Consider the following 15,077-nt stretch of genomic DNA (forward strand, 5'->3'; position numbering starts at 1 on the left):
AAGACCATTCCAACTTATATATTAGAAACCATTACTTGCGCATAAATTTTTGCAATGACAGTTCATCTAGCATGATCTGTTCTTGCTTATCCTCGCGCCTTAGTTTGGCTTTATGCTGTTTATCTAGCAACATTTCTACCGCTTTACGTTTTCGTTGTTGTGCCATCCATTGCATACGCCGTTGGTCTGCGACCCTCATAGCTTGATTTAAAGCATGCTGTTGCATTTCACAGGCTTTATCCAACTTTCCAATAAATTGCTGGTGTTGACCAAATATGACACTGCCAACCCCTTGTTTGGCACGCAGTTGAGCCTCCCGCAAATAATCTAAACGATAGTTTTCTAATCCAGACAGTTTTTGCTTATTGTCTTGGTGAAATTGTTGGGCTAACTGAAAATCCTGCACCAGTTTCTGTTCTTTTTGTCGCTCCCATTCTGCGACCATTTGTAATTGAGATTGTGCCATTAGTTAATCATTACCCCTTGCCCAACCCACCACTTAAGGTGGCCATATCAGCGGTACTATGATCAAAATCTATAATTTGTTGCACACCCTGTTGTAAAAAAGCATTGATTGCAGGCTCTGCATTAATGGCTAGATCAATCCTAGGATCGGTACCTTTGCTATACGCACCAATACTGATTAAGTCACGGTTACGCTGGTAATTAGAATACACCTGACGAATACGTCTGGCACCTTGGACATGTTCTTCAGAAACCACCATAGGCATCACTCGGCTGATTGATGCTTCAATATCAATAGCGGGGTAATGCCCTGAATCAGCTAAACTCCTAGAGAGTACAATATGCCCATCCAATATTGCTCTAGCAGCATCAGCTATGGGATCTTGTAAATCATCGCCCTCGGTCAACACCGTATAAAATGCAGTAATCGAACCTTGATTTTCACTACCATTACCCGCTCGCTCTACTAGTGCTGGTAATCTGGCGAATACCGAAGGCGGATAGCCTTTGGTTGCAGGGGGCTCTCCTACGGCTAGGGCAATTTCACGTTGCGCCATGGCGTATCGTGTAAGGGAGTCAATCAGTAATAATACATTTAAACCTTTGTCACGAAAATATTCAGCAATAGTCACAGCGGTCTCACAACCTTTTAAGCGCATTAGCGGCGACGTGTCGGCTGGCGCGGCGACCACCACAGATTTTGCGCGCTCCTCTTCACCCAAAATATCTTGTATAAACTCTTTGACTTCTCGGCCTCGCTCCCCCACTAACCCAACGACCACTACATCGGCTGCGGTACCGCGTGTCATCATCCCCATCAACACACTTTTACCCACACCACTACCAGCAAATAAACCCATGCGCTGACCTAAACCCACGGTCACAATAGAATTGATTGCTCTGACCCCCACATCTAAGGGTTGCTTTATAGGCTTGCGCAATAACGGGTTCATTGGAGGCTTGGATAAAGGCACCCGTTTCTCAGCTTTGATAGGGCCTAAACCATCCAAAGGTTGACCATTGCCATCTACGACTCGGCCCAGTAACTCCATACCAACAGCTAAACCTTGTTCACGGTTCAGAGGTTGCACACGTGAGCCTGGCACTATTCCCTTGACTGCTTCTGTGGGCATCAAGTAGGTAATGTTTTCGGCAAATCCCACCACTTCGGCTTCGATTTCACCTTCCATCGTTTGGATCAGGCACTGACTACCCACCGGCATTTGACAACCCACAGCTTCAAGCGTTAGCCCTATACCTCGCACTAGTTTGCCACAGGCAACAATAGGCGCGTGTGGCACTTGATCTTTGAGAAGTTTGATTCGGTCTAACATATCAGTAGACATAACTTATTCGTCACCTTCACTAATATGACTTAAACCTTGTTCTAAAAGGAATTTGTCGATGACATCTTTAACGCGGCGCTCTACCGTGATATCGACAGCATTTGATTGCGTGACAATCTCACATCCACCGGCAGACAATTCAGGTGATTCAATAAAATCCCAATGATGTTTTGCTATTTCTTCTGAACTAAAATGATTATTAACTAATTCAATATCATCAGGGTGCAAATGTATTTGATAATTTTTTTCTTGGATCGGTAAGGCTTTTAAACCTTCACTCAAGGCTTGAAAAATAAGATCTGTATTGGTTTTGACTTCGCTACGGATCACACCTTTTGCAAGGCTAACCGCCAATAACACCAGTTCTTGCTCTAACTCTTTTTCGACATTTTCTACTGGGTTTTGAATACTGTCAAGCAACGATACCCAGCTATCAAGATGTTGCTGCACTTGCTCTTCGCCAGTGGCTACCCCTTGAGTTATGCCTTCTTCTAAGCCTTTAGTGAAACCTTCTTCATGCCCTTTAATTAAGCCTACTTCTGCCCCTTGGGCATGGCCTTCTTGTTGACCTTGAGAAAATCCCTCTGTGTAGGCAGCCTCTCTAATTGCTTCAATTTCTTCAGCTGTAGGAGGTAATATTTCTATCTCAGGTTCAGGGGGTTCATACTTCCAATCAGATCTGCGATTAAACGCATTGGTTTTGTTGTTAACCACCTCTTGATTGATATCTTCTACATAGGGTAAATCCCATGCTTGGAATTCTTCGTCTTGCTCATTTTTCTCATCTTGATCGTCTGTGTTCATACTTTAGTTGCCTTACAACTAACGGCTATATTACAAAAATTCATCGCCACCACCGCCACCTAACATAATTTCACCGGCGTCAGCTAATCGTCTGGCCACAGAGAGTATTTCTTTTTGCGCAGCTTCAACTTCACTAATACGTACCGGCCCCATTGCTTCGAGGTCATCGAGCAACATTTCAGCGGCACGTTTAGACATATTTTTAGTGATTTTATCTTTTAGTTCGCCTTCCGCACCTTTGATGGCTTTAAGCAGCGCATCTTGTTGCACTTCTCGCAATATAGTTTGGATCGCTCGATCATCGACATCTATTAAGTTATCGAACACAAACATCAAGTCTTGAATCTGCTGGCTCATCTCTTCGTCTTGTTCACGGATAGCATCCATCAACTGACCTTCGATATTGGTATCTAAATAATTCATGATATCTGCAGCGGATTTCAGGCCGCCCATTTTCGCAGCCTGAGTACCGGCTTGACCCGCAAACTGTTTCTCCATAATTTCGTTTAATTCTTGTAATGCAGCAGGTTGCACTTCTTCCAAATTGGCAACTCGCATCATTAAGTCTAAACGCACTTTTTCAGGGAATTGACTAAGAATTTCAGCTGATTGTTCTGCATCCAAATATGACATAACAATAGTTTGAATTTGCGGATGTTCGTTACGAATAATGCTGGCGACTTGTTTTGAGTCCATCCATTTCAATGAATCGAGGCCCTTTGCACCTGTGCCCATTAAAATTTGATCAATTAGATTAGCAGCTTTATCTTCACCCAAAGCAGAGGTAAGCGCACGCTTCACAAAATCTGTGCTTTGGAAACCAATGGTGCTGTAATTTTGGATTTCTTCGATGAAATGTTTATGTACTGCAGTAATTTTACCTTGGGTCATATCATCAATTTGAGCCATTGCTGTACCCAATTTTTGTACCTGCTTAGGTTCTAAGTGCTTAAGAATTTGCGCTGCATCATCTTCAGTCAAACTTAGTAGCAAAATAGCGGCTTTATCGACGCCTTCTAACTTAGTAACATCATAACCCGTATTTTCAATCTGTTCTTCTTCAGCCACAATCTAATCCTCAAACTGCAAAATGTTAAGTCTAAACCTAATCATCCTGCATCATCCAGTTTTTCACAACTTGTGAAGACAACTCTGGTTCATTTGCTACCAGCGCTCTAACCGCTTTCAGTACATCTTCATCTTTATGCAAATCTGGCAGCATAAAGGTGCCGTCTGCCGCAAACCCGACCTGCGATTCGTCAAACTCTTCAGCCAACAGGCTAATGGTATCATCACCTAAGTCTAACCCTTCATCAGCATCAAACTCATCTGATTTCATATCATCAGGATTAATCAGTTTACGTACCATAGGCCGCACAACGACCAAGATAAGCAAAGCAATGATAAAAATTCCTCCACCGAGTTTAATCAAAGGTAAAAACTTAGGATCTTCCCAGAACGGAATATCCGGCAGCGGCACTTCACCTTCACGATTAAATGGAATACTGACCACTTCTAAAGAATCACCGCGGGTCACATTAAAACCCAGCCCGCCTTGCAACAAACGGCGGATATCCAGTAATTCAGCCTGTGCTCTCGGTGCTATTGATTCTGTACCATCTGCTGCGGTGCTGGTCACATAATCCAATGCAACTGAAACACTTAAACGGCGGATCATGCCCACTTGTTGTTTCGTATGACTGACTGTGGTGTCTAATTCGTAGTTACGGGTTTCTTCTTTATGATTACGTCCCGGAGTTTGCTGGGTCGCGCCACCGTTGGCACGCTCTGGAATGTTTGAATCTAGCGGAGGTTGATTGGTTAACGCACCAGGAATGCCGGCGATAACCCCACCAATAGTATTATCTTCTACCGTCATTTCACTGCGTATAGCAGGCAAGTCAGGATTATAGCTACGCTGGGTTTGTTCTACCGAGGTAAAATCCATAGTCACATCAGCTTGAGCGGTGTAGTTACCTAAACCCAGAACTGGAATAAGGATGGAGTCTATTTTTTCTAAATAGGCACTTTCACGCTTTTTCTCTAATTCATATTCTTTGCGTGAGCGAGCCGACTCGGCTCCCTGCGACCCTGAATTCAGCAAGCGACCATTACTGTTAGTAACTGTCACCCTATCTGGCTCTAATCCTTGCACCGCTGAAGCGACAATATCGATAATAGAATTAACTTCCCCGCTTGAAATCATCGACCCACGGCGAGTGGTCACCACCACTGTGGCGCTGGCTTTCTTTTCGCGACGAGCAAATACATTTTCTTTTGGTAAGGCTAAGAGTACTTTGGCCCTTGCAACCGCGGTCATTTCTTCAATGGTACTAGCGATTTGTTGTTCTCTTGCATGTTTCAGGCGTACCTTTTCAACTCGCTGACTGACACCAAACCCCATGTCTTGCATGATGATATCTACACCCGCGGTATCGCCCTGAGTAATGCCTTGACGGGTCATGTCTAATTTTATTCTTTGGTATTGCTCACTGCTTACGTAGACTGTGTTCCCTTCTAAGCGGTAATCAATTTGTGCCTGATCGAGGTAATCAAGGGTTTCGATTAGTTCTTGTGTTTCCATTCTAGCTAATGGACGATAATCAGGCTCTTGAGCCCAGATCAAGATAAACACTGCAATCGCTACACATATTACTAAGGCAATAATCAAAGTGATTTGGCGCATCATATCGGTGCTACCGATTGTGTCCATAAAACCAGATTTTTGTTCTGCACCTGAGTCTTCTGGATACATATCTGTACCCATATCACTCATTGCTAATTCTGTACTTGATGCTTCAGCCACTAGTTAGCTCCTAAACTGGCATACTCATAATTTGTTTATAGGCTTCAAGCACTTTGTTACGCACTTGGATAGTGGCTTCAAAGGCAATGCCTGCCTTCTCTTTAGCAACCATCACATCAGCTAAACTTAAGCTCTTATCGCCCATCTCAAATGCCATTGCCTTATCTTTTGACTCTAACTGCATGTCATTGACGGTACCAATAGCATTACTCAACAAATCAGCAAAGTTTTGTGAAGAGGGATTGCCCTGAATAGCATGTGAATCACCCAATCCCAATTTTGACTGCTCGGCCATGCCTTGCATTTCTTGATAAATTGACTGTGCTTTGATGTCCATAAGATACTCCGCTTGCAAAAGGCGTAAAGACATATGATGTCTTTTAAATTACCTGACTATAGCCATCACTAAAGCAAGGTAAGTGCCAAGTAATAATCGTTTCCAACAAAAATAATAACCAATTAATTCATAGTGTTACATATTAAAAGTCATGCTTTTAATGTGTCATATTCTTGACAGAAGATATATTGAGCCAGATATATGCAATAAACTTATCAATAAGTCGTCATTACCTTGAGGCGCTATTAAACCCGCTACAAAAAAAGCCACCTGACAAGGTGGCTAAAAGATTCGCGTATGCGACGCTATAAACTGATTGCTAAGCAGGTAGTTCAATACCCACTTCGCGCATTTTGGCAAGCTTGTAACGCAAGGTTCTGGGACTTATGCCTAATCTTTCAGCGACATCTTTACGCCGACCTTTGCAACTTTGTAAAGTATCAAGAATGATTTGATGTTCTTGTTGCCGCAGTTCAGATCCTAACTTACTGTTATCGTCTTCAACTTTTTCAAAATCTAAATGAGAAGACTGAGTTAGTGCCGATATATCTTGCTCAATCATTAAGTCTTGGGCATCAATTTGGTTACAGTCAGATAAAATAAGCGCACGTTGGATCACATTTTCAAGCTCTCGCACATTCCCAGGCCAATTATGCTGTAATAATTTACTGCGACCTGCCGCCGTCAATTTAGATATGATATTGCCCTGTTTTTGACAATGACGTTCAATTAAATGTTCGGCTAAAGGGATAATATCCCCGGCTCTTTTATCAAGCGGCAACCAGGTGAGTGGAAACACATTCAGGCGATAGTATAGGTCTTCTCTAAATTCACCCGCATCCACAGTTTGTTTTAAGTTACGGTTGCTGGTCGCTATTATTCTGACATCTAAAGCAATAGTTTTACGGCCGCCTAATCTTTCGACCTCTTTCTCCTGCAATACCCGTAATAACTTAACTTGAAGATTTAGGTCCATCTCACTGATTTCATCAAGTAAAATGGTGCCACCTTGAGCCTGTTCAAATTTTCCAGGACAAGCTTGTATCGCCCCTGTAAAGGCACCTTTTTCGTAACCAAAAAGTGTTGCTTCAAGCATGTTTTCCGGTATAGCCGCACAGTTGATTGCCACAAAGGTTTGTTGGCTACGATTGGACTGGTCATGAATAAAACGTGCTAATACTTCCTTACCTGATCCGCTGGGCCCTAAAACCATAACGGTTGCCTCTGATCTAGCTACTTTTTTGGCTAATTCCAGTAATTGTAAGCTGCTTGGGTCATCTACTACTGGTGTCCGTGATTCTACTTTTTGCGCTGGTGCATAGCGACCAACCAAATTAAGCAGCACTTCAGGAGCAAAAGGCTTTGATAAATAATCGGTTGCTCCATCACGCATTGCCTGAACAGCATCATCAATAGTGGCGTAGGCGGTCATTAACAATATGGCTAAATTTGGGTATTTATTTTTTATATTTTTGAGTAATGTTAGACCACTCATACCGCCCATTTGGATATCACTTACCACTAAGTCGACTGATTGTTCAGACAACTTAACCATGGCTTGCTCGCCACTGTCGGCATCAATGACTTGATAACCTCCCAGCAATAAGGTGTCGACTAATGCCTCTCTTAGGCCCGCGTCATCCTCTACTATTAGTACTTTAGCTTGACTCATAATTTAACTCCCAGCCGCATCGGCAAAATATTGTTGAGAATGCACACTTCTTGTTGGCACAACGCCTTGTTTTGTTAGTGCATTGGCTTGCTTTGTTAATGCAATTGTTTGTTGTGGTGATTGACTGACATCATAGGTAGGTAAGCTCAGAGTAAAACAAGCCCCACCCTCGACTAAATTAGTCACTTGAACCTTGCCTTGATGAGACTGAGCAACACTTCTAACCACTGCAAGACCTAAACCTGTGCCGTTGCTTTTTGTGGTGTAAAAGGGTTCAAAAATTCGACTTAAATTTTCATTTTTAATACCAGGACCATTGTCTGTAACAGATAAATCGACCCAGTCAGGGTTACCACATTGGCGACTTGCAGCAACAGTAATCAGTGCATTTTTCGGTTTTACCGTTAACGCATTGTGAATAAGGTTTTGTAATGCCCCCACTAGAGCAGTTTTATTACCTAAGATAATCACGTCTGGTTCGGGCAAAGAAAGGACTAAATTTGCTTGCTGACTTTGCAACATAGCATCGGCACCTTGCTGCACTTCTTGCATTAAGCTTTGAAGTGATATTTCGCTTATCACTTGCTGGTCACCACTTTTTGCAAACAGCAACATGTCGTTTACTTGACTTTCTAAGTCTCGTAACCTAGAAACAAGCTTGCTACTGAACTTTTCTCGAGACGTCTTATTTAAGGTATTATTAGACAGATTCGCGGCATACAACATAGCAGCCGATAAAGGGGTGCGAATTTGATGCGCCAGAGAAGCGACCATTTTTCCTAACGAAGATAACTTCTGCAAATGCCCGATACGTTGCTGCAATTGACGGGTCTCAGTCAAATCAGTTAGCACAATAAGCTGTCCGGGCTCTTTTTCTAATGGAGTGATGGAGAGTTTGACTTTACGCCCGTCATAAAGTGACACTTCATGCCCGTCATCTGCTTGGGGTTTAAATGAGCGGGCAATTATGGTTCGCCACAATTGACCTTCTAAAGGCTCACCTAACAAAGTTTTTGCTAGGTTGTTTGATTGCCTAACGACCCCTTTGCCATCTATCACCACAACTCCCGCAGGCATGACTTGTAGCAAATGCTCCAAACGATTAGCTTGCAAACGTAATGCGTCTAATTCCTTAGTATTGGATACATGTGACGCGTTCTGCAACGCCTCATGCCTGATCACTTCGCCCAGAGCAGATAAAGTATCACGGGGTGTTTCAATCAAGATGTTACTGGTACCCATACATTCCTCACGTCAATACTTAGACAGAATAATTACAGGTAGACTAAAGCACATGCCATGCCAACAGGAATTTACAATAGAATCAAATAGTTAGAAGACATTATTAAGAATATATAACGTCAATGAAATGACACTATAGGGTTGAAGCTAGAAATACTGAGATGCTAAGGCTAATCTTTACTAATATTGTACTTGCGCATTTTTTCTACCAAAGTAGTGCGACGCATACCAAGCACCTCCGCCGCTCTGGCGACTACCCAGTCTTGTTGCCCAAGGGCTTGGGTAATCAAACTGACTTCTAAATCTGATATGTACTCTTTTAAATTGAGGCCTTCAACGGGCAACTCAGTCGACAAGGTGTGATCAATGTTATTATCAACCTCTTCATTGTCTTCACTATCATCGCCACCAAACATTGCGTTAATAGCATCACGCTCTAACAACTCGTCAGGGTACTCAGGTTCGTAAACCTCTACATCTAGATGTTTATACTTGCTAGGTAAATCATTGACATCAATCAATTGATTCGGATATAAAATCATCAAACGCTCAACTAAGTTCGATAACTCGCGCACATTGCCCGCCCATTTGTGCTCCATCAGAGAGGTCATAGCATTTGCAGTGAACTTTATTTGTGAATTATCCAACTCAAGTCTCGACACCAGCTCTTGTAATAATAATGGGATGTCTTCTTTTCGTTCTCGCAGAGCAGGACTATCAATAGGAAATACGTTTAGACGGTAGTACAAGTCCTCTCTAAATTGTCCTTCCTCAATCATAATTTCCAAATTACGGTGGGTAGCAGCAATCACTCTTACGTCGCATTTAATAGGTTTAGTGCCGCCTACCCTTTCGTAGGTTCGCTCTTGCAACACACGCAATAATTTCACTTGCATTTGTAATGGCATATCACCTATTTCATCAAGAAATAACGTACCGCCTTCAGCTAGCTCGAAACGCCCTTTACGTGTACCAATAGCGCCAGTAAAGGCACCTTTTTCATGACCAAAAAGCTCGCTTTCGAGCAACTCACCGGGGATAGCACCGCAGTTAACGGGAATAAAAATACTGTCAGTTCGGTTTGACAAGAAATGTACATTTCGTGCGATGACCTCTTTACCAGTACCTGACTCTCCTAGGATGAGCACATTTGCCTCTGTCGGCGCTACTTGTTCAATTAAGTGCCTGACACCTTGAATTTGATTGCTTTTTCCAATCAGACTTCTAAATAAACGGGTTTTGTTGTAGACACTGGTCTTGGTATTGGGCTGACTGCGCTTGTACTCTTGGCAGCGATGCAACATTTGAGTTAAAGCTGGATAAGTAATAGGCTCACTGATGGATCCAACCATATTTTTCTGTGGCTCAAAAGTGACATAATCGCCGATCAAGACGAAAGGTTGATATGGAAATTTTTCACTAATATCGCAGGCTAGTTCGGGTGTGGCTGCATCAATTAAAATAGCTTTGATATCATTTTTAACTTTAAGCGGTTGTATTGCATAAGAAAATAAAACATTAGTACAAGGCTCACCAAGAAAAGTCAGAATGGTACTTAGATTATTTGCTCGCGTTATGTCAGAACTAATAATCAAAATATTGCTCATTCCACTTCCAGCCTCATGTTGTTTTTATAATTAACTGTATCTAGTGTGATTTTAACCATTCGAGGTGGGATAGCAATACTATTTGAGGCATTTTTAAAGTCGGACGATTTTCATACAAAGATCTAAAAGTAAAATTTTATGCATAAAAAATGAGCAACATAGCCGCTCATTATAATGATGCATCATCTGATGTTTAGCCGTTTAGCAGAGACAGAACTTGACCTTGTTGTTGATTTGCCATGCCTTGCACTGCAAAACTGGTTTGGCTCAAAATACTCGCAGCAACATTTTCTGATGCTGCCTGAGCAAAATCTGTATCTTGAATACGGCTTCTGGCCTTAAAGACATTGTTATCAGTTTGAGTTAAATTTCGCGCAGCACTTTCAAATTGATTTTGGGTTGCACCTAAATCGGATCTGGCGCTGCCGACAAACTCGTTAGCAGTATCAGCTATCGCTAACGCATTTTCTGCACCTTGTGCTGTGCTTAAATCTACATTCAGAATGTCACTCAAGCCGGCCGCTACATCTTGTGTCGCCACCGCAATTTTCTGTCCGTCGTTAGGGCCCACTTGAAAATCAATATTGCCATTATTCGATAACAAAGATTTACCAGCAAATTCGGTTTGCTCGATAGTTTGTGAAATGTTGTCTTGAAGTTGAGTGACTTCAGATTGAATCGCCCGACGATCAGAGTCACTTAACAAACCGTTACCCGATTGCACAGACAATTCACGTATACGATTCACATCTTGATTAATACCGGCTAAACCACCTTCAGCTACTTGCGTCAAAGACACACCGTCGAAAGCATTCAAAATAGATTGACGATTACCCTCAACCTGCGTGGTCAAGCGGTCAATTATCTGCTGAGCTGCTGTGCCATCAGCAGCACTATTAATACGCTTGCCTGATGATAACTTCTCGAATATTGACTCTTGCTTGTTTTGAACTTGTTGTAATAACGATGTATTGGATTCAGTGTTAAAACCAATCATAAACTTATCCTCATCTACATTAACGATATAATAGCAGAGTGACCAAGAGTGTGTAAAATACAACCAACTAATTACAGGGATAAAAAACCATAACAGCTTATAAATAAAATCTAAATCTCATTTGTCTAAAGCTTAAGCAACTTCACTTCTCATAATAAATTCAAAGACTTATTCTTTTTTTAGGCCGGCCGATAGAATAAGATGACAGTAATTGAAATGAGTGTGTCGTTAATGAGTTTAGATTAAATATGCTGAAGAACATCCGTTTACATATCGAGAAAGATGAGCAGAGACAAGCTGAGCTGGATGAAAAACTTGCAAAGCAAATAATAGAGACTCATAGCAGCAACATAAATGCATTTCAGAGAAACATCCCTTCTCTACTAGGCTATGTGCAGAATACTGACCTAGCTAATTATTCTGTTTTTGTTAACAAATACGGCGAAAACAATATCGTTGATTATGGTACGGGCAGAACCTTTTATGGTTTTCACCCGGAAGAAGAGGTGCTTGAACAGTTATCGCGTATAAAGCAACACTGCCCTGAAGTGGAGTTTCAAAGTCAGATATCACAACATGATAATGACTCTAAAAAGCCACTAAGTATTGATACGCTAAAAAGTGCCAAGCTTAAAAACCAGCAAGAACCCATGCCATATGAAATTGAATGTTTAGTTGTACTTGGATGTGGGCTTGGTATTCACCTCAGTCATTTATTACATCAGCATAAAATAAAAAACCTGTTGATTTACGAGCCGGAACTGCAGTACTTCCAATGTTCAGTAATGACCACCTCATGGCAAGACATTTTTACATTAGCAAAAGTACACAATACTGCTATTTTTCTACAACTAGAAAAAGACGGCAGAGATTTAATTACAGATATAAACGAACTTAAGCAACATTATGCTGTTTCTAGCTTCCACCTTTACAAACACTATAATCATCAAGTATTCGACTCATTACACACTGATTTATCCGAGCGCAGTTGGGGTGAAATTGAAAATAGTGGCTTTAAGATAAAGTCGAAGGATAGTTATTTAGACTATTTGCCAATGTGGACGCCCAACATAGACTTAGCCAAATTATCGTTGTTAACCGCACCCAACGATAAACTGACTAATAACCTCAATGCATTTGAACAGTATTTCCCCGAAATATACGAAGAATTTAAAGACTACACACCACAAAAATGGCTACCGATTACCAACTCAGAAGGCGAAGTCAACCTACTTAAGATTGACAGTTTACACACATGGTACGGTGAATCTGCAAAACATGATTGTACCTTAAACTTCGAAAATTTTAACGAACAACCTAATAAAGATGGCTTAATGCTGGGGTACAGAGGCAACAAACTCGCACACTACATTCACTATCAATTTGTAAAAGAAACCGAAGAACTACTCAAACAAGCCGAAGAAGAGGTCGGAGCCCTGCCCGACAAGGTTCCTTCTATCATCATGTTTGGGTTAGGTGTAGGTTATCAATTAGAAACATTACTTGATGAACATACAGTCGAAAAACTCTTTATCTGTGAGCCTAATCCCGACTTTTTCTATGCCTCATTATTCGCTATTGATTGGCAAGCGATATTCGAAACTGTCGAAAAATCAGAATCACGTATTTACTTGAATATCGGTGACGACGGCACTAATTTATTCAGAGACTTGTTAAGTCAATTCTATGCAATTGGCCCCTATATTCTCAACAGCACCTACTTCTACCAAAGTTACTACAACGCTTCTTTAAACTCTGCTATCAGTCAGTTAAGAGAACAATTACAAGTAGTTATAAGCATGGGCGAATATTTCGACCATGCCTATTATGGTATTGCCCATACCAAAGAAGGTATGCGGCGAAAAATCCCTGTATTGGCATCAAACCCAGCCAGTAAGTTGAGTTACGACGACAAAGAAGTGCCAGTATTTATTGTTGGCAACGGCCCATCCTTAGACAGCTCAATTGAAGCCATTAAAGAATGGCAAGGCCAAGCCATAGTTATTAGCTGTGGAACAACCCTACAAGCCTTGCACAGGAATGGCATCACTCCGGATTTCCATGCAGAAATAGAACAAAATAGAAGCACCTATGACTGGGCAGTGTTAATAGGCGATTTACAGTATTTAAAAGACATCACATTGATATCCTGCAACGGTATTCACCCGGACACCTGTGATTTATACAAGGACGTCATGATCGCCTTTAAAGATGGTGAATCTTCAACTGTATCAGCATTAAATGTATTAGGCCGAGAGAACTTTACAACACTACTCAACTCCTTCCCAACTGTTAGTAATTTTGCCATCGACCTATTCAGTACTATTGGGTTTACCAGTATTTACTTAATTGGTGTAGATCTGGGTTTTCTAGATGTAAAGCACCACCATTCCAAATCGTCAGGTTATTATCATGACGATGGCCAAGAAACCTACGACTACGCACAAAGCGCAAACACTTCACTGATAGTGTCAGGTAATTTTCGCCCTAGAGTGAATACAAAACACGAATTTAAAGTATCTAGGCAGGTTATAGAACAAGTCACTAATGCAAAATTTAAAGGGCAGGAGTTTTACAATTGTAGTGATGGAGCAAAAATCCAAGGTACCTTGCCCATTAGGCCTGAAGAATTATTGATAGTAGTAACAGAGCAACAGAAAATAGATGTTGTAAGGCAGCTAAAAACCAACATATTTTCAAACGCTAATTTAGACAGCTATTTAGAAGATTTTGATAAAGTTTTTGCTAACCACATATTAATTAACGAATTGAAAGCTTTCGAACAGTTGCTAGTGCAGGAAATTACATCTAAGGAACAAGTTAAAAATTTAATTAACAAACAAAAGGAGATGTTATTTTCATCATACAGAAGCGGACAATCATTACTGTTTTATTACCTATATGGCACTGTAAATTATGCTAATGCAGCTCTTACAAAACTCCTATTCTCCTCATCAAAAACGACCGAGCCTTCTAGCATATTACAAGAAACAAAAGTAAAATGGAGGGTTGCTGTAATTAAAATAAAAGACCTTGTTTCGAGCAATGGGACTGGTTCTTTCGATAAATCATCTTACAATAAAAATAAAAGAGAGATGATTAGTTTAAAACAAAATTGCCCAAACAGATCAATATTAATTGTTACAGACTCTTTAGAATTTAGAGAAAGTATAAAGCACATACTAGAAACTGAGTTTTCATGGATAGATAAAGTAAATATTATAACGCCACTACAAATAGAAACTATCAAGGAAATACCGGACTATGCCATTTACCAAATAGATACTGATACAGACACACCAATCAACGGAAAAATTAATACAATAATTGTAGTGCAATCTAACCAAAATATACCTGCTGATTTTAATGGGCTCACTTATCTAAAAATTACAGATGTTGAAAGTAAAAATTTATTTAGAAATCCAGTGTCGCTTGCCAGGTCGATTGTAAACGCAAGTTTTAATACCTATAAGTGCAGCTTAATACTTCCTAAGTATATCGTTTCTGAAGGTATCGATTTTGAAGAAGAAGTAATAAATTTACCAGACAATGAATATACAGCGTTTGACTACTCTTACTACATTTGCTTATTTTCCCCTACCAATACCCAACACGCTAAAGGGGTACTAAATAATGGTTCAAGAGCAGAAAAAATAACACAACAACTAAAAATGAAAAATCTGTTCTATCTAACTATGAATGAGGAAGATTTTAATGAACATAAACGCAAAGCAATCAATTTAGTGAGCTCTAAAATTCTGGTGAATCAAAGGGAGAATGATAACTGTTAAATAAACTTCC

At 40.7% G+C, this 15,077-nt stretch carries 11 protein-coding genes; 1 reads left to right on the forward strand and 10 read right to left on the reverse strand.

The genetic code is table 11. The features are described from left to right. Positions 1–31: 31 nt before the first annotated feature. From fliJ to C427_RS15430, 10 genes are all read right to left on the reverse strand, one after another. On the reverse strand, positions 32–466 hold the full coding sequence (gene fliJ, locus C427_RS15385) for a flagellar export protein FliJ (protein WP_007639164.1): 435 nt from the start codon (positions 464–466) through the stop codon (positions 32–34). 10 nt (positions 467–476) lie between these two features. Continuing rightward, positions 477–1,811 carry a flagellar protein export ATPase FliI gene (gene fliI, locus C427_RS15390; protein ID WP_007639165.1) on the reverse strand — a complete coding sequence of 445 codons (1,335 nt, stop codon included), beginning with the start codon at positions 1,809–1,811 and terminating at the stop codon, positions 477–479. Between the two features lie 3 nt (positions 1,812–1,814). Then, positions 1,815–2,615, reverse strand: a complete 801-nt coding sequence (gene fliH, locus C427_RS15395) for a flagellar assembly protein FliH (protein WP_007639167.1) — start codon at positions 2,613–2,615, stop codon at positions 1,815–1,817. 30 nt (positions 2,616–2,645) lie between these two features. Continuing rightward, complete coding sequence (fliG, locus tag C427_RS15400; RefSeq protein ID WP_007639169.1) at positions 2,646–3,683, reverse strand: flagellar motor switch protein FliG; 1,038 nt, start codon at positions 3,681–3,683, stop codon at positions 2,646–2,648. Between the two features lie 37 nt (positions 3,684–3,720). Next, the gene (fliF, locus tag C427_RS15405; RefSeq protein WP_015431044.1) at positions 3,721–5,421 is read right to left on the reverse strand and encodes a flagellar basal-body MS-ring/collar protein FliF; all 1,701 of its coding nucleotides are present in this window, start codon (positions 5,419–5,421) and stop codon (positions 3,721–3,723) included. A 10-nt stretch (positions 5,422–5,431) separates the two neighbouring features. Beyond that, complete coding sequence (gene fliE / locus C427_RS15410; RefSeq protein ID WP_007637870.1) at positions 5,432–5,758, reverse strand: flagellar hook-basal body complex protein FliE; 327 nt, start codon at positions 5,756–5,758, stop codon at positions 5,432–5,434. Positions 5,759–6,077: 319 nt separating this feature from the next. Further along, positions 6,078–7,430 carry a sigma-54-dependent transcriptional regulator gene (locus tag C427_RS15415; RefSeq protein WP_007637869.1) on the reverse strand — a complete coding sequence of 451 codons (1,353 nt, stop codon included), beginning with the start codon at positions 7,428–7,430 and terminating at the stop codon, positions 6,078–6,080. Positions 7,431–7,433: 3 nt separating this feature from the next. Then, the gene (locus C427_RS15420) at positions 7,434–8,672 is read right to left on the reverse strand and encodes a sensor histidine kinase (protein ID WP_007637868.1); all 1,239 of its coding nucleotides are present in this window, start codon (positions 8,670–8,672) and stop codon (positions 7,434–7,436) included. Positions 8,673–8,842: 170 nt separating this feature from the next. Further along, positions 8,843–10,279 (reverse strand): sigma-54 dependent transcriptional regulator, encoded by a 1,437-nt coding sequence (locus tag C427_RS15425; RefSeq protein ID WP_007637867.1) that lies wholly within the window; start codon positions 10,277–10,279, stop codon positions 8,843–8,845. A 193-nt stretch (positions 10,280–10,472) separates the two neighbouring features. Further along, positions 10,473–11,276, reverse strand: coding sequence for a flagellin N-terminal helical domain-containing protein (locus tag C427_RS15430; RefSeq protein ID WP_007637866.1), 804 nt, complete (start codon positions 11,274–11,276; stop codon positions 10,473–10,475). Positions 11,277–11,524: 248 nt separating this feature from the next. Here C427_RS15430 and C427_RS15435 point away from each other — a divergent pair, with 248 nt between their 5' ends. Next, the gene (locus C427_RS15435; protein ID WP_007637865.1) at positions 11,525–15,067 is read left to right on the forward strand and encodes a 6-hydroxymethylpterin diphosphokinase MptE-like protein; all 3,543 of its coding nucleotides are present in this window, start codon (positions 11,525–11,527) and stop codon (positions 15,065–15,067) included. Positions 15,068–15,077 lie beyond the last annotated feature (10 nt).

Source organism: Paraglaciecola psychrophila 170 (assembly GCF_000347635.1).
Classification (GTDB): domain Bacteria; phylum Pseudomonadota; class Gammaproteobacteria; order Enterobacterales; family Alteromonadaceae; genus Paraglaciecola; species Paraglaciecola psychrophila.